We start from the raw sequence: 22,126 nt of genomic DNA, 5'->3' as shown, positions 1-22,126 counted from the left end.
GGCTTTTTTATATCAAAAAATGCTAAGTATCTTAAGCTTTTTTCACATTGGTTCGATTGGTGATTAAAGTCCCCACACCATGATCTGTAAAGATTTCAAGTAATGTTGCATGAGGTACACGACCATCAACGATATGCGCGCTGATTACGCCGCCTTTGACTGCATCTAATGCACAGCCAACTTTCGGAATCATGCCGCCATAGATCACGCCAGTTTCAATCAAACGATCGACTTCTTGGGTGGTTAACCCAGTCAGCAGATTTTTATTTTCGTCTAAAACACCCGTGATATTGGTCAATAGAATTAGCTTTTCCGCACCCAATGCTTCCGCCACTTTACCTGCAACCAAGTCAGCATTGATGTTATAGGTATTGCCGTCTTCGTCTACACCTAATGGTGCAATCACAGGAATAAAATCGCTTTGGGTAAACATTTCAAGTACGTCAGTTTTCACACCAACCACTTCGCCAACTAGACCTAAATCAATCTGTTTTACTGAACCATCTTCGGCAGTTTTTTCCATCAATAATTTTTGCGCACGGATCAAATTACCATCTTTACCGGTTAAACCAATCGCACGGCCACCGTGTTTATTGATTAAGTTCACAATCGATTTGTTCACGCTGCCGCCCAAGACCATCTCGACAACTTCCATCGTTGCAGGATCAGTCACGCGCATACCGTCGATACGATCAGACTCACGGCCTAATTGTTTGAGGAATGAATCCACTTGTGGACCACCGCCATGTACCACAATCGGATTTAAACCAACCGTTTTCAGCAGTACGATATCACGTGCAAATGAGCTCTCAAGCTCAGGATCGGTCATGGCATTACCACCATACTTCACTACCAGCGTCTTACCCGCAAAACGTTGAATATACGGCAAAGCTTCCGTCAGGATTTGTGCTTTGTCGATGCCAGTATGTTGATGTGGCATTTGCCTCTCCTTATTGAGCATCTGGAATGTCATGAGCAATGTCTGGATAGTGCTCAACTAACATGGAAACAAACAGATCTCGTATTTCTTTTAAGCGTGCTGATGAGTTGGCATCAAAGCGTAAAGTGAAATACTCACCTGTATTCGATGCTCGAATGATGCCAAATCCATCATCAAAATCAAGGCGTATTCCATCAATTTTACTGATTTGTGCCGGAATTCGCGCAGAATTAGCTTCAACCTGCTTTAAAACTTCCGCTGGATCATGCTGATGCGTACTGACATATAAATCTTCGGTACTAAAGCGCTCTGGATATTTCGCCAAAGCTTGTGACAATGTCAGTCCCTGAGCTTGAATATATTCTAAGACCCTTAAAGCAGCATATAGACCATCGTCATAGCCACCACCACGACCATCATTAAAAACATAATGCCCTGCGTATTCACCACCAAAAACCGCTTTGCCTTTAGATTGGGAAATATATTTTCGCAAGAAACTACTACCTGTTCGAATCATCACAGGCTGTGCTTCTAGATCACACACAGTATCGCGAATCATCGTTGAACATTTCACATCAAATACCACTTCTGCATGTGGTTTTTGAGTCAAACAAATTTCAGCAAATAAACATAATAATCGATCTGCAGAAACCACTTTGCCAGTTTCATCAATCAGTACTAAACGATCACCATCACCATCTAACGCAATACCAATATCGGCCTTTTGCAACTGTATGGCTTGGCGAAGGTGAGTTAAATGTTTGAGCTGTGATGGATCTGGAGCATGATCAGGGAAATGGCCATCAGCTTGGCAACGTAATGCCAAAACATCAGAGCCTAATTTGTTTAATAATAAGGCTGCACAATGCCCAGCTGAACCATGCATGCCATCGATCACAACTTTAAGCGGTTGCTGTAAATGAATGTCATCTAAAATAAATTTCTGATAGGCCAAACAATATTCAGGTTTGATTTCGTGTGGCTCAAGTTCAGTCATCAAGTGCACGCGTTCCGATGAAAAACAATTTCGTGCTTCGACTGCAACGTGTTGAATCATCTCCGGACAAGGTGGCTCACCTTTGATAATCCACTTGATACCATTATCTGATTTTGGATTATGGCTCGCCGTCACCATAATGCCATTGCCTTGAAATTGTCCCGCAATAAAATACAACATCGGGCTTGAGCAGCAGCCAATAATTTCCGCTTCAAGGCCAGCATCATGGCAGACTTTTTGAATTATTTTTGCATAGGTTGGACTGGTTAAACGCGCATCATAGCCAATGGCAAGTCTCTTTTGCCCTACATCTAAATATTGTTTGACTAAGCCACAAGCAATTGACTGAACTAAATCAGCATTTAAGAGCGATATTTTCCCGCGAATGTCATATGCACGAAAAATATGTTGCGGAAAGTGACTAAACAGTGAACCCATACTATGTTCTTCTAATTACATCTTTATTAATTAAAAAATCTAAAATTCTCATGAGAATTTAAGCTTTTAATTAAAGGATAAAATCCTGAAAAAAAGTGTAGCTTTTTTATAACAAATTTAGTTAACAATCAATTAATAATATTTAAGCACTGACCAAAAATCTGACAACAATCTAACATTACTTCTTGTTTTCAAGATTATTTTCATAAATAAATCTTTGAGTTACATTTAATTAACTTGCTTATTTTCTTTTATCTAATTAAATTTTTACTTTTCCAAGATTTTTTATATTCAAAATCCACTCTGTACACATATAGTAAATTGATCAAAATAAAATCACTCATCATTGATTCAGATATTCATGTCATTCAAAAGTATAAACGTATTAAGTTCATCAGAATTCAACACTCTCTGGTAGGCACCATAATCTTTCACGATAAAAATCTAGATATTATGAATAAATTTAAAATTTAAATAAAAAACCATCACGAGGATGGTTTTTTATTAGCTACTTGATTGCAGGCATGTTACTTGTCAACGCACTGCAGCAATATGTTTAGCGCTGATTAGTTTTTACCTGTATGACCAAAACCGCCTGCACCACGTTCAGTGGCTTCAAACTCATCCACAATATCAAACTGAGCTTGTACAACTGGCACTAAAACATATTGTGCTAAACGCTCACCCGGCTCTAGGCTAAATGCCGTTTGGCTACGGTTCCAAACAGATACCATCAATTCACCTTGGTAGTCTGAGTCAATCAAACCGACCAAGTTACCCAACACGATTCCGTGTTTATGACCTAAGCCTGAACGCGGCAAAATTAAACCTGCAAAGTTAGTGTCTTCGATATAAATCGATAGGCCTGTTTTTACCAGAACAGTTTGACCCGGCTCAATCACGGTAGTCTCTTCTACACATGCACGTAGATCAAGGCCTGCCGAACCTGCTGTTGCATAAGTTGGCATTGGCCATTCTGTACCTAAACGTGTGTCGAGAACTTTAACTTGAACTTTCATGGTTCATTCCTGTTTCAATAAAACGAATTTTCAAAAAATAAAAATAATCTACGCTTTAAGCTTTAACGCTTAATCAGCGCACGTAAATTTTCTAAATAATGCTGTGCTTGCTGTTTAGGATCGATATCCCCTGCTAGCTTTTTCTTGCGTCCTAACCACTCCAATTCATCTTGTGGTAGTTCATCCAAGAAACGGCTAGGCGTCATTTGTCGCATTTGCCCACCGGCTTTACGTTGCTCAGCCAAAGTCATGGTTAAACCTTGACGTGCACGAGTAATCCCCACGTACATCAGTCGACGTTCTTCCTCGACCGTGTCGGCAGCAATGGAGTTCTTATGCGGCAGAATTTCTTCTTCTAGACCAATCAAATAAACAAATGGAAATTCCAGACCTTTCGACGCATGGAGTGTTAACAAATTGACTTTATCAGTGTCTTCTTCTTCTTGTTGCTGTTCTAACATATCGAGCAACACCATTTTACGAATCACACTTTCAATGTTCTTTTCATCTACATCTTCTGCACGGTTAATCAAACTTTGAATACTGCTATACAGCACTTCAATATTATCGAGTTTGGTTTTTTCCTGTGCTGGCGTTGCTGCCGACTCTTTCACATAGTCGATATAACCCGCTTCTATCATCATGCGACGAATGATCGGAACAGGCTCATCATCTTCTAACAATTCACGGGTAAAGGTCGAAATAAAGTCCGCAAATTCGGCCAATTGGGTTGTGGCTTTTTTCGGAATCGCCATACTTAAGCGCTGGTCGCCTGCTGCACTGAGTAAGGATAAATTACTTTCCTGCGCAAATAGACCAAGCTTTTCCAAAGTCACAGGGCCAATCGCACGTTTTGGTGTATTGATAATTCGTAAGAATGCACTGTCATCTTCAGGGTTGATGATCAAACGTAAATAGCTCATCAAGTCCTTAATTTCAGCACGAGCGAAGAAAGACTGACCACCCGATAATTTATACGGGATCTGCATTTGGCGGAGCTGTGTCTCAAGAGCGCGCGCTTGGAAATTACCACGATATAAAATGGCGTAGTCTTTCCAGTTTTTACCGTTCATCAGCTTATGCGTGATCAAGTCTTTTACGACGCGTTCTGATTCATCATCGTCATTACGACAAGTAATCACGCGGATCACTTCACCGTGGCCTTTATCTGACCAGAGCTTTTTATCGAAAATATGTGGGTTATTGCCAATAACGGTATTTGCTGCTTTTAAAATACGACTGGTCGAGCGATAGTTTTGCTCAAGTTTAATCACTTTCAGATTACGGAAATCTTCCTTCAATAAAGCCATATTCTCAGGCTTAGCACCACGCCATGCATAAATCGATTGGTCATCATCACCTACCGCGGTGAACTGTCCCATGACACCCACGAGTAATTTCACCAAGATATATTGCGCGGTGTTGGTATCTTGATATTCGTCGACCAATAAATAGCGGATTCGATTTTGCCAACGATCACGCACTTCTGCATTTTCTTGTAATAAGCGCGTCGGCATGACAATCAAATCATCAAAATCCACAGCATTGTAGGCACGTAAATTACGCTCATACAGTTGATACAAATGCGCAAATTGAACATCTTCTGCTGTTTCACAAGTGGTGTGCGCTTGCTCAGGTGGAATCAGATCGTTTTTCCAATCTGAAATCATTTTCATGGCTTTGGCAATCAGCTCTTTACTTTCTGCACCCGACAAATTGTCACGATGCATTAAATCCATCAAAATGCGTTTGCAGTCATCTGCATCTAAAATAGAAAAGTTATTTTTTAACGGTGTATTTTTTAATTCCAAACGAAGCATGTTTAGCCCGAAGTTATGGAATGTAGAAACCGACAGCCCTTTTGCCTCTTCACGACTCATCAGCTTCGTCACACGCTCTTTCATTTCACGCGCAGCTTTGTTGGTAAAGGTCATTGCGGTGATACGGTGCGCAGGAATACCACAATGCTTCACCAGATAGGCAATTTTACGGGTAATCACCGATGTTTTGCCTGAACCTGCCCCTGCAAGTACTAACAAGGGTCCTTGAGTGTATTTCATTGCTTCAAGTTGCTTGTCGTTCAACTGACTTGCCAGTGACATAGTCTTTCCTCTTATTAATTCGAGGATGATTATAGTCATCTGAAACGATCTTGCCTAATGCAAAATGTATTTTATCGGTCATTAAAAATGCCATAAAAAAAGCCACCCGAGGGTGGCCTTTCGTTTCGAACTAAAACTTATTTAGTTTCGTAAACTGAGATTTCTACGCGACGGTTTTGTTCACGACCTGCAGCAGTTGAGTTATCCGCTACTGGAGAAGTTGAACCGTAACCACGTGCAGTAATACGAGTTGAAGAAATACCTTGAGACGCTAGGTAGTTTTTCACTGAGTTTGCACGGTTTTGAGAAAGTGGGTTGTTGATCGCATCAGAACCTGTGTTATCTGTGTGACCGTGTACAACGATTGCAAGTTTGTTTGCAGTACCGTCTTCACGCAATACTTTAGCAACGTCATTCAACGCAGATTGGAACTGAGATTGAATAGTTGAAGAGTTAGTTGCGAAAGTTACTGATGGCATAACAAGGTTGATCGAACCATCTGGATTACGACCTACGTCAACACCAGTACCAGCCAATTCTTGTTTAAGACGTTTTTCTTTCTTATCAAGAAGAAGACCTGCACCACCACCAACTACAGCACCAATTGCAGCTGCTTGACCCATTTTGTCTTTATCAGCATTAGAATAAGCAATACCAGCGCCTAAAAGAGCACCTAGACCAGTACCGATTGCTGCTTTGTCATATTCCATGTTTTGACAACCAGTAAGTGCCATTGCCCCAACTACTGCCGAAATTACTAGTGCACGCATTGCATGCCTCCTTCTTTGTGTTTTGTTGTATGGTTGAAATGATGAAGTAAAACAAATGGCTGAACCATTGATTTTTTGTTAATAATAAAACGTTTAGTTACAATTTGTAATATGAATACGAGATTTATTTGTTAATTCCATCACAATTTCTTCACAGTTCAGCAGATGCCCTTTTTTATTTAATCAACTCGAACTATATTTACTAGAATCAATCATTATTTGGACAATTTCCGCTAGGACTTTTTATATGTCATCTCAAACAAATAAGCAACCGACACTAAAAAAAATTAGCAAAGGACTTACCGTCGGTTCCGTTATGACAGGCAGTACTTTTTTCCATGGTCCTCCTGTTTTAGCCCTTGGTCTGACCAAACTCTTTAAAAAATCAAAAAAGGTCGATGAAACCAACATTAAAATCACCAACAGTTGGCTCACCGTCAATAACTGGCTGATTGACCATGTTCTGCCTAATACCGAATGGGACATTACCATCGATGAAGGCCTCGACTTAAATTTGCAGGGTCGCTATCTCATGACCTGTAATCATCAAAGTTGGGTCGATACGACAGTCAACCAATATTTTGGTTTAACCCGTATGCCTCTGACGCGTTTCTTTACCAAATGGGAGCTCATTTTCATTCCATTTGTGGGACAAGCTTTTAAAATTTTAGGCTTCCCAATGATGAAACGTCATAGCAAAGAACAAATCGCGAAAAATCCTGAACTTAAATATCGAGATATGGAAGAAGCGCGTAAATCTTGTGAACAGTTATTGAGCCAGCCTTTTACCCTGCTGAACTATTTGGAAGGCACTCGCTTTACCCCTGAAAAACATGCACAGCAGCAATCGCCGTATCAAAATCTTCTTAAACCAAAAGCAGGTGGTTTGGCACTGGCACTCAATATTTTAGGGGATCAAGTCGATGCCCTCGTAGATATGACCATCGTCTATCCAAATGGCGCACCAGGTTATGGTGAATTTTGGCTCGGTGAAGTTCCACGCATAGCCGTGGATTTGCGTAAAATTGAAATTCCTACTTGGGTGCATGGCGGCAACTATGAAGATGATGCAGAATTCCGTGAAAAATTTCAGCATTGGGTAGATGAGCTGTGGACGGAGAAAGACCAACTCATTACTCGTATGAAAGCTAAATACTCAGTTACTGAATAATTAAGAAGAAGTTTTATGTCGCAGAACAGCATGCCGCAAAACAAGAAATCTAAATATCATCATGTCAATCCAAACAGTTGGTCATTCAAACTGTTTTTGATTTATGACATTTTCATGGTGTTTATTATTGTTTTTAACTTGTTCTGCCTGTGCATGAACTTTTTCCTCATGAGCAATCTTGGCAGTTGGTTCTTTAACAATATCCACCTGCCCGATGTGCTGAGTTTTTACCGTGAACATTTGCATCCGTGGGTCATTACCACCGAAGCGTGGTTTATTATCTTTTTGATAGTCGAACTGTTGGTACGTTGGGCTATCGCTATCATCAACAAGCACCATCAGCGCTGGTTCTTCTTCCCGTTTATTCATTGGTACGAAATTTTAGCCATTGTGCCGCATTTACGTTTCCTGCGTTTATTTCGTGCGGGCATTATTGCTTATCGACTGTATGAAATGGGCTATCAAATCGTGCCTTCTGCATGGCAGAAAAAGGCATTGTTCTACTATCGAGTCGTGATGGAAGAACTGTCTGATCGAGTAGTACTTACCGTGTTAGATGGTGTTAAGCATGAGCTCAATACCAGTACAACCCATAAAGACCTAATTAGTAATCTTGTGCAGCATCACCGTGAGATGTTCACCCAAGTTTTAGCTGAGATTTTGCAAGAAAATTTAAGCAAAGAGCTACGTACTGAACGTGAATTGATCGCCAAAAATGTCGGACAAATCGTCAGTCAGGCCATCGAAGACACTCCAGAACTCACGCAGCTATTGCGCTTAGTGCCAATCGTTGGCAGCCGCATTGAACAGCAGATTCAAAGTATCGGGCAACGTTTGGGTGAAAATATTACCCAAGGTTTAATTTCCCCATTGGCTTATCCCAATACATCTACGGCTCAAAAACCCAATCTATACTTAGACATTTCACAGCGTGTTAGCCGTATTGAAATCGAAAATAATGTCCAGCTGGATGAGTTGGTTCGCTCTGCGGTTTTTGAAAGTCTAGAGGCTATTCGTAAGCAAGTGAAAGTAAAACAGTGGCAGCAGATTATGCAGGAACAGGACCAAGCTACAGAATAAACACTTAGTCAAAAATAATTGCGAACTCCGCTAGAGTATTCATGCAAATTGTTCTAGGATTTGCTCTATTTACAACATAACTACTTCGGCACAAAAGTAATAGTTAGAAGTCTCAAGGATTCAATATGGCTGATATACGGATAAAAGGCAAAATGGTCAATGCGATTCGCATTCACCTCGATACCAATGATCATGATGCGATCCGCCAGCAACTTACTCCAATGTTCCAAAAGGCTTTTCCACCCGGAACATTAGCCGTGATTGAAAGTACGGTTGATCAAGAACTAATTGCACTGATTCAACTACTTATTAGTATTGAAATTCAACCGATTGGTGTCACTGAAGGTCCGCTATCGGACCAAGCACGTGCTATCCAATTTCCCGTAGTTCCTGCGGATCGCAAACTACAACAAGTTAAACCGACACGCGAACAAGTGGTTGAAGAACCCGCGCCTGCAGAAGAAAAAACCGAAGATAAAATTGCTGCAGTCGAAGTACCGACCATTCGTCATGCTACGTCGTATCACAATGAAATTTTGCGTACAGGTCAATGTTTAGTTCAAGACCATGGCGATATCATTATTAATGCTGGGATTAATAGTGGTTCAGAAGTAATTGCTTCAGGAAATATACATATTTATGGTAGTGCTCGTGGTAGAGTCATTGCCGGAGCTGGTGGGAACACGGCTGCACGTATTTTCTGCCATTCATTAGAAGCTGAATTGGTTTCAATTGCAGGGACTTACTGTGTCGCTGATGATATTCCACTTCATGTGGTCAAACAGCCAGTACATATTTATTTGAATGACCAGCAAGAGCTAGTATTTGAAGCTTTGCAATTTTAATGTATAAATAATCACCAAACCCCTAATTAAAAAAGGGGATTTAAACCATAACAGGAGTGGATTCGGTGGCGAAAATTGTTGTCGTAACATCAGGTAAAGGTGGCGTAGGTAAAACAACTACAAGCGCATCTTTTGCAACAGGTTTAGCCCTTCGCGGCCACAAAACTGTTGTGATCGACTTTGATGTGGGTTTACGTAACCTTGACTTGATCATGGGCTGTGAACGCCGCGTTGTATATGACTTTGTAAACGTATTGAATAACGAAGCTCGATTACAACAAGCGCTTATTCGCGATAAAGATATTGAAAATCTCTACATTTTGCCAGCATCTCAAACACGTGATAAAGACGCGTTAACAGATGAAGGTGTAGCACGTGTAATGGACGAACTTTCTCAAGAGTTTGATTACATTATTTGTGACTCACCTGCGGGTATCGAACGTGGTGCAATTTTAGCAATGTATCATGCTGATGAAGCGATCATTGTGACGAACCCAGAAATTTCTTCGGTACGTGACTCTGACCGTATTATTGGTATGCTCGACAGCAAAACCAAAAAAGTAGAACAAAACGAAGGTCGTATCCGTAAGCATCTCTGTATTACACGTTTCAATCCAGAACGTGCGGATAAACAAGAGATGTTGACGATTGATGACATTTCAAAAGATATTTTACGCGTACCGACTTTAGGTGTTATTCCTGAATGTAAAAGCGTTCTACAAGCATCGAACGAAGGTAAACCAGTGATTCTGTTTACAGAAGAAGCGGCTGGCCAAGCGTATGATGACCTTGTTGCGCGTTTCCTTGGTGAAGAGCGCCCTTACCGTCACATTACGGTAAAACCTAAGGGTTGGTTAGCACGTCTATTTGGAGCGTAATCATGGCAGGATTCTGGAGCAAACTTTTTAGCAGCGACGAGAAACCGTCAAGCGCACAAACGGCAAAAGACCGTTTAAAAGTCATCGTGGCATCTGAGAATGGTTTAGGTAAACGCCTTAGCCAAGACAAGATTGACATGATGAAAAAAGAAATCATGCAAGTGGTAAACCGCTATGTTCGTGGTGTAGATGAGCAACATATTCAAATGTCTGTTCGTTCTGAAGCGAATATTGAAATGCTTGAAATGAATATCAATTTGCCTGAAGAACGTTAATCTGAATTCTGATTAGCCAAGTAAATTGAATCAAGGCAAAATGTGAGGCTGGATCAGTAAAGCGCTGCTTTACCCAGCCGCAAGACGAGAAGCTTTGCTTCGAGTGGGCTGGATTAGTTTTATTCCTTTGTTAGATCAAAAGCTTTGCTTCGAGTAAACGGGATAACAAAAAATAACTTTTGATCCAACCATAAAATGAGTCGCTTAACTTAGAGATGGCGAATAAAACCATTTTACTTGCGTACTCATTTTTGCCTTTTTGTATTTTTAAACCAGCAAGGAGATTGCGATGGCATTATCTCAGCCAGCAACGTTCAACGAAGAATGGTCAGATGAGCGTGTATTTGCCTACCTTACTCAGCTTCCTCCTGAAGGAGTGAATGGCGACTTTCACGTGCTTTACCATGCTTTCAAACATATGCGTCCAAATGACTATGAGCGTCTTTTGACTCAATTCGTTGCCGATGGCCGTGATGTGAACGCAACTAATCCTGAAGGTCAGCGTATTCATGACGTGATTGCTCAATATCCACGTCAAAGCGCAGGTTTCCTCGAAGTATTGGCAAAATTTGCTTAATTTCGAGTACCGAAAAAAAAGCCCGCATGATGCGGGCTTTTTTATCTTATTTAATACCGGCGTTATTGAATATCATCATAATCAATGCACGGTCAACATGAGCAATGGAAACATCAAGCCAAAACCAATGGTTTGCACACTAATAATCGCCGCCATCAGTTGTGAATCGCCCTGATAATAGCGTGTCAAAATATAGGACGATGATGCCGTCGGCAAAGCAAAAAAGACCACTAAAATCATCCGTTCAAAATCAGTCAAACCCATCCATGTACTCAATAGATAAGCCATACATGGCATTAACATGAGACGCCCTATCGTATTTAAACTTAAACGACGTAGATCGGCGCGCATTTGCTGAAACTGTAATGCTGCCCCAACGGAAAGTAGTCCGAGCGGTAAACTCATGGCTGCCAATATTTTTAATAATTCAGGTAAGCCTTTAAACAGACTCAAGCCTGATAAATTAAACAATACCCCTGCCACACAGCCTAAAATTAAGGGATTTTTTGCGATGGACTGACAGGTCTGCCCCAATTGCTTCACACTTAAATTTGAAAAAGCCAATACTGAAATAATATTAACTAAGGGCACAGCAACGGCAATTAACATGGCAAACATTTGCATGCCTTCTGAGCCAAACAGCGCCCCCATTAATGACAAGCCAATATAGGTATTAAAACGAATATGACTTTGGATATACACGCCAAAACGCTGCACGGGGATATGCATAAACTGCTTGATCCCCCACAACACGATGCTGATCAAACAGGTGCCCGCAACCAGTACTGTCAACATTCGTGAAACAGTGTTCATATCCAATTGCACGGCTGATACATTCAAAAATAGCAGCACAGGAAATAAAACGTAGTAATTGAGTTTTTCTGAATTTGCCCAAAATTCATCCTGAACAAACTGTGTGTATTTAAGGATATAGCCCATCGCTATTAATGCAACGAGGGGAAACAATGCGACGACGATATTCATGCTGTACGCCTTGAAATAAACAAGCTATTTCATCTTTAACCATTTATGTAGCACAATATAATCCTCATCTAGACTCATAACAAAATGAGCAATTACTCATGGCAATGACATTTTCTCAGCTTGAAATTTTTATTAAAGTCGCAGAACAACAAAGCTTTACTCTCGCTGCTCGGCAACTGGGAATTACTCAGTCGGCTGTCTCTCATGCATTAAAGTGTTTAGAGCAACATTGGAATGTCAGCTTATTTAGCCGTGAGCAAGGCGAAATAAGCCTGACCCACATTGGTCAGCAGTTATTGCTACATGCCAAAGAAGTCATCAATACCGCACAAATCATGCAACAAGAAGTGCATGCCGCACATGGTATTCAACAAGGAACACTGAGAATTGGTTCTTTTGGTTCTTCTAGTTCGATTCATCTGCTTCCAGAGCTATTAAAGGCGTATCGAGAACGTTATCCGCATATTGAGATCTATGTCGAGGAAGGCACCGATGCAGAAGTGTCTCGTTGGATTTCTGAACGTCAAATTGATGTGGGTTTTGCCGTACTCCCTAAGCCGCAACTGTTCACCTTCCCCTTAATCCAAGATATTTTCATTGCCTTGATTCCAGATAGTTATTCAGTTTCCAAACACAGTCATTTAAATATCCAAGACCTACAAAACTACCCCTTTATTATGACCCGTGCAGGCAGCCAGTCCCATGTCGAAAAACTGCTTAAACAACACCAAATACAACCTAAAATCACCTATCAAATGTCGCAACTGTTAACCATTTTAAACATGGTGAATTTACAGGAAGGGATTGCTATCGTTGCGGATATGGCTATGCCTGCTGAGCTGTTGGCGCTACATCCACATGTGGTTAAACGTCCACTCTTTCCAAATACCCAACGGCAGATTGGACTCGCCGTAAAAAATCAAAAACTCATGAGCCCTGCCTGCAAAGCTTTTATCGAACTGGCCCAGTCCATGTTCTACCAAGAAGAGTTCACAATCTAAAAATAAAAAAACCTGCCGAAGCAGGTTTTTTGTTTTAGGACTTAGACCAAAATATCTCGTTTACCATTTGGCCCCATCCCACTGACGATGCCATTTTCTTCCATCTGATCAATAATCCGTGCAGCACGGTTATAACCGAGGCTAAATTTACGCTGTAAAGATGAGGTCGATGCTTTACGTGTTTCCAAAACGAAACTAACACATTGATCATACAGCGCATCACGGTCTGATCCGCCATCACCATCTTCAAAACCGCGAGATGTCGGCTCTTCATCATAAGGCGTGAGGATTTCATCGACATAATTCGGTTCACCGCGCTCACGCCATGCATCACAAATACGGTTCACTTCATCGTCTGAAATAAACGCGCCATGCACCCGCTCAGGTTCAATTTTACCCGGTCCGAGGAACAACATATCACCATGACCCAGTAAGTCTTCCGCACCACCAGCATCTAAGATAGTACGTGAATCCAGTTTACTGTTCACACGTAGCGCAGCACGGGTTGGAATATTGGCTTTGATCAAACCTGTTACTACATCTACGGTTGGACGCTGTGTCGCCAACAGCAAATGAATCCCTGCTGCACGTGATTTTTGTGCAAGACGGGTAATCATTTCTTCGGCTTTTTTACCCACTTGCATGATCATATCGGCAAATTCGTCGGCAACAATTACGATCAACGGCATCGGCTGTAAACGTGGCGCACGACTTTGGGTTGCAGAGTCATCTGGCTTCCAAGTTGGATCAATGAGATCTTCACCATTGGCCATTGCTTCTTCAATTTTGCGGTTAAAGTCAGTCAGCTTACGCACTTTCATCAAAGACATCAGCTTATAACGACGCTCCATTTCATTGACACACCAGTTTAATGCACTCACCGCATCTTTCATGTCGGTTACGACAGGCGTTAATAAATGTGGAATATCGTTATAATTGGCAAGTTCCAACTGTTTCGGGTCAATCATGATGAGACGCAGTTGCTCAGGTGTATACTTCAATAACATCGACAACAACATGGCATTGACTGCGACTGACTTACCAGAACCCGTAGTACCTGCCACCAACATATGCGGTGCTTTCGCCAAATCTGCCAAGACAGGATTGCCGGAAATGTCTTTACCCATCGCCATACTAAGTAAGGCATTTGGATCACGGTATGCCGGCGTTTCTAACAGCTCAATAAGTCGAACCATTTCACGTGAACTATTTGGGACTTCAATCCCGATATACGGTTTACCCGGAATAACTTCCACCACACGCACAGAAGCCATAGACATTGAGCGTGCCAAGTCACGTGAAATATTGGTGACTTTCGACGCTTTGACACCGGGTGCCAAATCTAGTTCAAAACGTGTCACGACAGGGCCCGGCTGTGCTTCTACAACTTTGGCTTTGACATTAAACTCTTGCAGTTTAATTTCTAAAAGTTCAGACAAGCGAGACAATTGCTCTGCAGTGAAATTGACTTTCTTGTTCGGATCAACCGGATCTAAGATTTCCAAGCCCGGCAAAGTCGGTAAATCCAAGCGTTTTTGTGCCACTTGCATCGCACGTGACATTGGACGACCAGAGGCATCGGTTAAAGGAGCATCAAAGTCAAAATCATCTTCGAGATCTAAATCGATGTCTTCAGGTTTGCCCGCCGTTTCTTGCCACACTTCACGGAAAGCATCTTTATTCGAGCTGATTAAGGCTTTTTCATCATCAGATACAAAAGTCTGCGGCTGCGTATTGATTTCAGCACGAACCAAAGGCGTAGATTGCGCGTAACTACTGGTTGTACGAACCGGCTGCGCCTGTTCTATCGCTCGCTCTGCTTCTTCAACCAGCAAATCATCAAGATCATTAAATTCGGTTTCAGCACTGATATTTTTCGGTGTGGTCAGCGGTGTAATCTGTGCAGCAGCTACACCTAAACCTGCAACTGTGGCAGCAGCACCTGTAGCAAATTCATTTGAATGCGTTGTTGGACTTTCATTTTGCGCTGTATTAAATGGGCTATGCACATCCGTCGCTGTTTTACTATTCGGGACAGCCGCTAACAGCTCATCGAAGATTTCATCATCATCCCAATCCACTGATTTTTTAGCAGGTTGCACCGCTTCTGTCGGAGAATTCGAATGCACATCTGCTGTTTTGTTGAAATATTCAGTTTGATTGGCAGGCTGCTCTTCTTCTGCCGCTTTCAGTAAAGCATCAATATCTTGTTTATGACGTTGGTCATCATTGGAATGTAATGCGCGCCAAACTTCACCTGTTGCAACAACACGTTGTTGATCTTGTTCAAGCTGATGCACTTTCGCCAAGGTATGTTCAAAATCTTCATCAGATAGCGTAGCAGTCTCTGCCAAATCTACCGCAGATGAATGCTGTGCGTTCCATTCTTTGTCTGCCCATTCTTTATCGGCAATATCATCAAATAAACGTTCAGCGACGCGATCACGTACCACAGGATCGACATCGACCGCATGATGTTCGTCGGCCGGTGTTACTGGTGCAACCACTTTTGATGCATGCGCAGCAGCACTATCTTTTTTAGTCGTTGGTACTGTACGGTCAAATGCGGTGTCGCCTTCAGGCACATTGCGATAGAACAAATCTTGGAGATAAGCCGGTGTGGACTTCATGGTTGCCCATGTCTTATTCCACTTGATACCAAAGGCCAAAGTGAACAACATGATCCAAAATGCAATGAGAAATACTGCTGCACCATAGACCGTTAATATTTGTTGAAGACTTTGACCCAGTTCATAGCCAATGATCCCGCCCGATGCATTTTCTAAAGTATCTTCGGGAACATTCCAAAACAGGAAAAGTAAACTTGAAGTTGCCAGTAAAATAAAGAACTGAGCAGCATAGCGAAATGGACGGTTTAGAAAACTACGTGGCCACCAGACTTGAATTGCTTCGAGAAATAAATAGACAGGTATCAGCAAACTTGCCCAACCTAAAAATCCATATAGTAAGTCAGCTATCCATGCGCCTGCGACGCCGCTGGCATTTGAAACTTGCTGAGTATCACTGGATAAATGCATCCATCCCGGATCAAATGGCGTATATGTGACTGTTGCAAGGAACAGATATATCCCAAATGAAACAAGGAATAATGTCATTATTAAGCGCTGTGCATATGCACCCGACACCGCTGTCATATACGTTCCTGTAACCAATTCTTCATGAATGTTTTTGTCATTACCCACAACAAAAATGAGCTGAATCTAAACCTGTTATTATGCACCTGTTCAATAAAAAAGATGCAAGATAATTTAAGTATAGTTGTTAACTTTATTCTATATAGCTCAAAACGATTTCGATGATCAATAATATCGACTTTAATCTCACACAATCGTTTCAAACTTTGACGTATAATTCCACAAATTATCATATAAAAAAAGGATTCTACGGATGAGCGCTCGTCACTCACGTCTAATTATTTTAGGTTCTGGTCCTGCAGGTTATAGCGCTGCGGTATACGCTGCCCGTGCGAACCTGAAACCGACACTCATCGCAGGTATTCAATTAGGCGGTCAATTGACTACAACGACAGAAGTAGACAACTGGCCAGGTGGTGCAGAAGGCTTAACTGGCCCTGCCCTAATGGAACAAATGCAATCACATGCTGAGCGTTTTGGCACAGAAATCGTGTATGACCATATCAATGAAGTTGACCTCAATGTTCGTCCGTTCGTACTTAAAGGCGATATGGAAGAGTTCACTTGTGATGCATTAATTATTTGTACAGGTGCAACTGCACAATATTTAGGTCTTGAATCTGAAGCTGCATTTATGGGTCAAGGCGTAAGCGCATGTGCAACATGTGATGGTTTCTTCTACAAAAACCAAAAAGTCATGGTTGTCGGTGGTGGTAATACTGCTGTCGAAGAAGCGCTGTATCTATCGAACATTGCATCGCATGTCACTCTAGTACACCGTCGTGATACTTTACGTTCAGAGAAAATTCTGCAAGATCATCTTTTTGCAAAAGAAAAAGAAGGTAAAATCAGTATTATCTGGAATCACCAAGTGGATGAAGTCATTGGCGATAACACAGGTGTAACTTCTGTACGTATTAAATCTACGCAAGATGATTCAACTCAAAATGTTGATGTCACTGGAATGTTTGTGGCGATTGGTCACAAACCAAACAGTGGTATTTTTGATGGTCAATTGAACCTACGTGATGGCTACATCCAAGTTCAAAGCGGAACTGCGGGTAATGCAACACAAACGTCGATTCCGGGTGTATTTGCTGCGGGCGATATAGCCGACAGCATTTACCGTCAAGCCATTACTTCTGCAGGTTCAGGCTGTATGGCTGCACTCGATGCTGAAAAATACCTTGATGCACTCGGTGAATAATCTTTTGCTTAAGTCATTTGCTTAGCTAAATAGTTTTAAAAATTAGCCGACCTGATGGTCGGCTTTTTTATGTATGATAAAAATCCGTATACCTCAATAAGAAGCTTGGCATGCCGATACTCCCTCCTTCTAAATTTACTTTCCCCGATCCTGTTGAATGCGATCCCGAAGGTGAAGGCTTAATTTGCATCGGTGCTGACCTCTCCCCTTCCACACTGTTTGAAGCCTATAGTCACGGTCTTTTCCCATGGTTCAGTGAAGGTGATCCAATTTGTTGGTGGTGTCCTGAACCCCGCTGCATTATTCGACCGCAGGACTATCATCCGAGCAAATCGTTATTGCGTAGCATGAAAAAAATGGACTTTAAGATCACCATTAATCATGCGTTTGAAACTGTGATTCACTCATGTTCACTGCCACGTAGTTATGCCAATGAAACATGGATTTCAGAAGATATCATTCAGGGATATTCTGCGCTATTTGAAGCAGGCTATGCTTATAGCATTGAAGTTTGGGAAAATGAGACTGTTGTCGGAGGCCTCTATGGCGTCAATATTGGCCATGGCTGCTTTGGTGAGTCTATGTTCAGTACACGAACAGATGTCTCTAAAATGGCGTTTTACACCTTAATGCTTATTGGGGAAGAGAATCAGTTGCCATGGATTGATTGCCAATTAGTCAACGATCATCTCTTAAGTTTAGGTGCGAGTACACTTTCTCGCCAACAATACCTTAATTCGTTACAAGATGTTGTTAAACAACCATCAATCGATTGGAAAAAGTATCAGGACAGTGTATTTTCAAGTAAAACAATAGCGCAATGGGCGAGTCTCAGCGCGCATGACAATAAAAGAGGGATATTACGATGAATTCCTATCAACCAAAGTCCCTGTTGAACGAATTACAGTACTACATCACGCCTCCGCATGATTGTAGCTACTTAGAAAATAAATCTGCTCGAATGGTCTTTTTGGACCCGGTCCATCGTATTGATGTGGTCACATTATCTGAACTTTCCCGCATGGGTTTTCGTCGTAGTGGTGATTTTGTCTATCGCCCTGAATGTCATCTTTGTCGCCAATGTTTGTCCTCTCGCGTTCCTGTTCATGAATTTCAAATGAACAGCGTGCAAAAAAAAGCGTGGAAACGGAATCAAGATTTAACGGTGAAAATTAGCCGCCCTCAAGATGCCGATGCAAAGCATTATGCGCTGTACGAACGCTACATTAATGAGCGGCATGCTGATGGTGATATGTACCCACCTAGCCAAGATCAATTTGAAAAATTTTTAATTAATAGCTGCACTGACAGTTTCTTTTTAGAGCTGTGGTTAGATGAGCAACTGATCAGTGTATCTACCTGTGATCCACTTGATGATGGTATTTCAGCGGTATATACCTTTTTTGATCCTGATGAAAGCCGTCGCTCCCTAGGGACTTTTGCCATTCTGAAACAAATCGAGCATGCACAAAAGCTTGGACTGCAATATGTCTACTTGGGCTATTGGGTGCCAGATTCGCAAAAAATGAATTATAAATCTCAGTACATTCCACTGGAACTTCTGCTTGATGGACAATGGCGTCGACTCAACCGACCACTAACCCAAGAAGAAATCAGCCAACTGGGGGATTCCCTGATGACCACCTTACCTTCAGGTTGGAACAATCCTATTATTAAATAAAAGGGATCAAACAAAAGATATTCAATAAAAAAGCATCCGTTTATTCACGAATGCTTTCTTTAAATCTGATCACGCTTCACCGCTTTTATTTAAATAAAGCTGCAAAATCATCACTACAAGCTTTCACCATAATAATGGCATGTTCTCGTGTTCCATCGGCATTTGGATAATAATTCTTTCGCAAATCGATTTGGTGAAAATCAGCTTTTTCATATAAACGGATTGCAGGTTGATTACCTTCACGCACTTCCAAGAAGATTTGAATGGGGTTATTTTTGAGTAAGGCAATAGATTCATCGAGCAATTGAAAACCTAATCCTTTGCCTTGCTGGCTCGGATCGATCGCCATCAACAGCAAATTTGCTTCATCTAAAACGGGTTGTAAAATGCAAAAACCTACAACTTTTCCTTGTCGCTCAATCACCGTACTTTGATAGGCAGCAATCGATTCTTGAAATTGTTTTATGGTCCAAGGATGGCTTTGTACGCGGCGCTCGATATCGTAAACCTGCTGTACATCAGCGTCTTGCATCAAACGAATCATCTTCGTTTATCTTTCTATAGCTAGGGTATGCGCATTATAAAAAGTTTGCCTCTAAAGTTGAATAAAAAAAAGAGCGATTTACATCGCCCTTCTCAAAAAGTCACCACAGCGCTGTGATTAGAGACCCAAATATGCTTTCCACGTTTTTAATAAACCTGAAGTATCTAAATCATTCGGGTGAAAACCAGGTTTAAAATACATCAGCATTTCTTTACCCATACCAGTGATGATGCCTTTTGAAGGGCTATAACCATAGGTATAAATATCTTTTAATGCTTCAAAATTAAGCTTGTTATCTTCTTTTAATAAACGAGCAACAAAGTAGCTTTGTACGAAGAATAAAGTCACCATTGCGCCAATCAATGAACCTGTACGGAGTGCGTAGGCCTTAATCCCCTGACCAAAGACACCTTCAAAAACATCATAAGCCACGGCTTTATGTTCATTTTCTTCAATCGCATGCCACAACCACATATTTTTCATGGTTTCATCTGTCATTAAAGCTTGAATATGTGGGTTAACCAATAACTGTGAAGCAATCGTTGCAGTGAAATGCTCAAGTGCCGTAGTTGCGGTTAGATCCACCATTTCTTGAGTAATACCAACAGGTTTACCAATACGTGCAAAGACTTTGCGCACGCCTTGGATAACTCGACCCGTTGCCTTATCAAGCGTTTCGACATCATGACCGTATTTTTGTGCATAAGCATTGAAGCCTTCATGCTCTTGCGTATGCATGGCTTCCTGACCAATGAAAGCACTAATTTCTTTTTGTAAGGCTTCATTGTTTGCGATCGCTGGGTGTTTACGTACGGCACGCACACTATCAATAAAGAACATTTCACCCGCTGGAAATAAAGCAGATAATGCGGTCATAAAATGTGTCAAACCAGCTGAGCCGTTCATCCAATACTCTGGTACTGCATCAAATTCAAAATTCATGCGACGTACAGGGAAACTTGCACCTGCTCGATTAGTAATCTTTACTTTAGCGTTCATGCCTAACTCCTTTTTGAGTTATTAAATACTCAAACTTTTTATTGGTTTTCTTGAGTTCATATTACGGTTTTATTGAAGCGTAATTATTTCAGTTAAGGACAGTGAATTATCACTAAAGGACAGCTTTAAAAAATATTGTCAGACAATTTCCCCTATCACATTGAATAAGCATAAAAAAAAGCGCCTCAAAGAGGCGCTTTTTTACACACATTTAGTGATTATGCAGTTACTTTAGAAACTACACCAGCACCAACTGTACGGCCACCTTCACGGATCGCAAAGCGTAAGCCAGCGTCCATTGCGATTGGGTGGATTAATTCTACTGACATTTCTACGTTGTCACCAGGCATAACCATTTCAACGCCTTCTTTAAGCGCGATCGCACCAGTTACGTCAGTTGTACGGAAGTAGAACTGTGGACGGTAACCGTTAAGGAATGGAGTATGACGGCCACCTTCGTCTTTAGAAAGTACGTATACTTCTGCGTCGAATTTAGTATGCGGTTTGATTGTACCTGGTTTAGCAAGTACTTGACCACGTTGAACGTCTTCACGTTTAGTACCACGTAGAAGAACACCACAGTTCTCGCCCGCACGACCTTCGTCAAGAAGTTTACGGAACATTTCTACGCCAGTTACAGTTGTTTTAACTGTATCTTTAATACCAACGATTTCAACTTCTTCGCCTACTTTCACGATACCAGTTTCAACACGGCCAGTTACTACTGTACCACGACCTGAAATTGAGAATACGTCTTCGATTGGCATAAGGAATGCTTGGTCGATAGCACGTTCTGGTTCTGGGATGTAAGAGTCAAGAGCTTCAACAAGAGCAACTACAGCATCTTCGCCGTATTGACCAGCTTCACCGTTAAGCGCAGCAAGAGCAGAACCACGGATTACTGGAGTGTCGTCGCCTGGGAAGTCATAAGTAGAAAGAAGTTCACGAACTTCCATTTCTACTAATTCAAGAAGTTCTTCGTCGTCAACAAGGTCGCATTTGTTTAAGAATACAACGATGTAAGGTACACCTACCTGACGAGAAAGAAGGATGTGTTCACGAGTTTGTGGCATTGGACCATCAGTCGCAGCACATACAAGGATCGCACCATCCATTTGTGCAGCACCAGTAATCATGTTTTTAACATAATCGGCGTGACCTGGGCAGTCTACGTGAGCGTAGTGACGGATTGGAGAATCGTATTCTACGTGTGAAGTATTAATTGTAATACCACGTGCTTTTTCTTCTGGTGCAGAGTCGATTGCAGCGTAATCTTTCGCTTCACCACCGAATTTTTTTGCACATACAGTTGCAATTGCAGCTGTTAAAGTAGTTTTACCGTGGTCGACGTGACCAATTGTACCCACGTTAACGTGTGGCTTATTACGTTCGAACTTAGCCTTAGCCATGAGATCTTCCTTTTTAAACTACTCATGCAGGGATACTGCATGAGCATTTGGTTT

Annotated in this window: 20 protein-coding genes; 10 read left to right on the top strand and 10 right to left on the bottom strand. The window is 41.6% G+C overall.

Translation table 11 applies throughout. From position 1 onward, the window contains the following. Window positions 1–31 precede the first annotated feature (31 nt). From argB to FTU17_RS04475, 5 genes are all read right to left on the bottom strand, one after another. Window positions 32–940, bottom strand: a complete 909-nt coding sequence (gene argB / locus FTU17_RS04495; protein ID WP_078190033.1) for an acetylglutamate kinase — start codon at window positions 938–940, stop codon at window positions 32–34. A 10-nt stretch (window positions 941–950) separates the two neighbouring features. Next, entirely contained in the window at window positions 951–2,375 is a 1,425-nt protein-coding gene (locus FTU17_RS04490; RefSeq protein WP_180102404.1) for a phosphomannomutase/phosphoglucomutase, read from the bottom strand. Window positions 2,376–2,941: 566 nt separating this feature from the next. Next, on the bottom strand, window positions 2,942–3,394 hold the full coding sequence (gene dut, locus FTU17_RS04485; RefSeq protein ID WP_111885270.1) for a dUTP diphosphatase: 453 nt from the start codon (window positions 3,392–3,394) through the stop codon (window positions 2,942–2,944). Between the two features lie 62 nt (window positions 3,395–3,456). Next, entirely contained in the window at window positions 3,457–5,496 is a 2,040-nt protein-coding gene (locus FTU17_RS04480; RefSeq protein ID WP_078193107.1) for a UvrD-helicase domain-containing protein, read from the bottom strand. A 137-nt stretch (window positions 5,497–5,633) separates the two neighbouring features. Then, window positions 5,634–6,266, bottom strand: a complete 633-nt coding sequence (locus FTU17_RS04475) for an OmpA family protein (protein ID WP_168379081.1) — start codon at window positions 6,264–6,266, stop codon at window positions 5,634–5,636. A gap of 247 nt (window positions 6,267–6,513) precedes the next feature. Between FTU17_RS04475 and FTU17_RS04470 the strand changes: the two genes are divergently transcribed. The 6 genes from FTU17_RS04470 to FTU17_RS04445 all read left to right on the top strand — a co-directional run bounded on the left by FTU17_RS04470 (window position 6,514) and on the right by FTU17_RS04445 (window position 11,092). Then, window positions 6,514–7,437 (top strand): acyltransferase, encoded by a 924-nt coding sequence (locus FTU17_RS04470; protein WP_180134771.1) that lies wholly within the window; start codon window positions 6,514–6,516, stop codon window positions 7,435–7,437. 15 nt (window positions 7,438–7,452) lie between these two features. Next, window positions 7,453–8,517 carry a preprotein translocase subunit SecA gene (locus tag FTU17_RS04465; RefSeq protein WP_373684057.1) on the top strand — a complete coding sequence of 355 codons (1,065 nt, stop codon included), beginning with the start codon at window positions 7,453–7,455 and terminating at the stop codon, window positions 8,515–8,517. Window positions 8,518–8,642: 125 nt separating this feature from the next. Then, window positions 8,643–9,362 (top strand): septum site-determining protein MinC, encoded by a 720-nt coding sequence (gene minC, locus FTU17_RS04460; RefSeq protein WP_180134770.1) that lies wholly within the window; start codon window positions 8,643–8,645, stop codon window positions 9,360–9,362. Between the two features lie 65 nt (window positions 9,363–9,427). After that, window positions 9,428–10,240 (top strand): septum site-determining protein MinD, encoded by an 813-nt coding sequence (minD, locus tag FTU17_RS04455; RefSeq protein WP_067670152.1) that lies wholly within the window; start codon window positions 9,428–9,430, stop codon window positions 10,238–10,240. A 2-nt stretch (window positions 10,241–10,242) separates the two neighbouring features. After that, window positions 10,243–10,515, top strand: coding sequence for a cell division topological specificity factor MinE (minE, locus tag FTU17_RS04450; protein WP_078190039.1), 273 nt, complete (start codon window positions 10,243–10,245; stop codon window positions 10,513–10,515). Window positions 10,516–10,804: 289 nt separating this feature from the next. After that, window positions 10,805–11,092, top strand: coding sequence for a PA4642 family protein (locus FTU17_RS04445; RefSeq protein WP_067766167.1), 288 nt, complete (start codon window positions 10,805–10,807; stop codon window positions 11,090–11,092). Window positions 11,093–11,173: 81 nt separating this feature from the next. Here FTU17_RS04445 and FTU17_RS04440 read toward each other — a convergent pair whose 3' ends face one another. Beyond that, complete coding sequence (locus FTU17_RS04440; protein ID WP_180134769.1) at window positions 11,174–12,076, bottom strand: AEC family transporter; 903 nt, start codon at window positions 12,074–12,076, stop codon at window positions 11,174–11,176. 104 nt (window positions 12,077–12,180) lie between these two features. On the opposite strand from FTU17_RS04440, the gene FTU17_RS04435 reads away from it, so the two are divergent. Next, on the top strand, window positions 12,181–13,077 hold the full coding sequence (locus FTU17_RS04435; RefSeq protein WP_180134782.1) for a LysR family transcriptional regulator: 897 nt from the start codon (window positions 12,181–12,183) through the stop codon (window positions 13,075–13,077). Between the two features lie 41 nt (window positions 13,078–13,118). Here the strand turns inward: FTU17_RS04435 and FTU17_RS04430 are convergent, their stop codons facing one another. Further along, complete coding sequence (locus FTU17_RS04430) at window positions 13,119–16,232, bottom strand: DNA translocase FtsK (RefSeq protein WP_180134768.1); 3,114 nt, start codon at window positions 16,230–16,232, stop codon at window positions 13,119–13,121. 253 nt (window positions 16,233–16,485) lie between these two features. Between FTU17_RS04430 and trxB the strand changes: the two genes are divergently transcribed. The 3 genes from trxB to FTU17_RS04415 all read left to right on the top strand — a co-directional run bounded on the left by trxB (window position 16,486) and on the right by FTU17_RS04415 (window position 19,120). Next, a complete protein-coding gene (gene trxB / locus FTU17_RS04425; RefSeq protein WP_180008210.1) occupies window positions 16,486–17,439 on the top strand; it encodes a thioredoxin-disulfide reductase in 954 nt (317 codons plus the stop codon). Between the two features lie 110 nt (window positions 17,440–17,549). Next, a complete protein-coding gene (gene aat, locus FTU17_RS04420) occupies window positions 17,550–18,308 on the top strand; it encodes a leucyl/phenylalanyl-tRNA--protein transferase (protein WP_180134767.1) in 759 nt (252 codons plus the stop codon). Further along, the gene (locus FTU17_RS04415; protein WP_078190044.1) at window positions 18,305–19,120 is read left to right on the top strand and encodes an arginyltransferase; all 816 of its coding nucleotides are present in this window, start codon (window positions 18,305–18,307) and stop codon (window positions 19,118–19,120) included. The genes aat and FTU17_RS04415 overlap by 4 nt, the downstream gene beginning before the upstream one ends. 85 nt (window positions 19,121–19,205) lie before the next feature. Here FTU17_RS04415 and rimI read toward each other — a convergent pair whose 3' ends face one another. The 3 genes from rimI to tuf all read right to left on the bottom strand — a co-directional run bounded on the left by rimI (window position 19,206) and on the right by tuf (window position 22,072). Next, window positions 19,206–19,664, bottom strand: a complete 459-nt coding sequence (rimI, locus tag FTU17_RS04410; RefSeq protein ID WP_180059480.1) for a ribosomal protein S18-alanine N-acetyltransferase — start codon at window positions 19,662–19,664, stop codon at window positions 19,206–19,208. Between the two features lie 117 nt (window positions 19,665–19,781). Then, window positions 19,782–20,663, bottom strand: coding sequence for a metal-dependent hydrolase (locus FTU17_RS04405; protein ID WP_180022267.1), 882 nt, complete (start codon window positions 20,661–20,663; stop codon window positions 19,782–19,784). Window positions 20,664–20,881: 218 nt separating this feature from the next. After that, a complete protein-coding gene (gene tuf / locus FTU17_RS04400) occupies window positions 20,882–22,072 on the bottom strand; it encodes an elongation factor Tu (protein ID WP_180002848.1) in 1,191 nt (396 codons plus the stop codon). Between the last annotated feature and the right edge of the window lie 54 nt (window positions 22,073–22,126).

Origin of the sequence: Acinetobacter sp. YH12070 (assembly GCF_013419625.1) — a bacterium.
GTDB classification, from domain to species: domain Bacteria; phylum Pseudomonadota; class Gammaproteobacteria; order Pseudomonadales; family Moraxellaceae; genus Acinetobacter; species Acinetobacter amyesii.
This window is presented reverse-complemented; position numbering and strand designations above follow the sequence as displayed.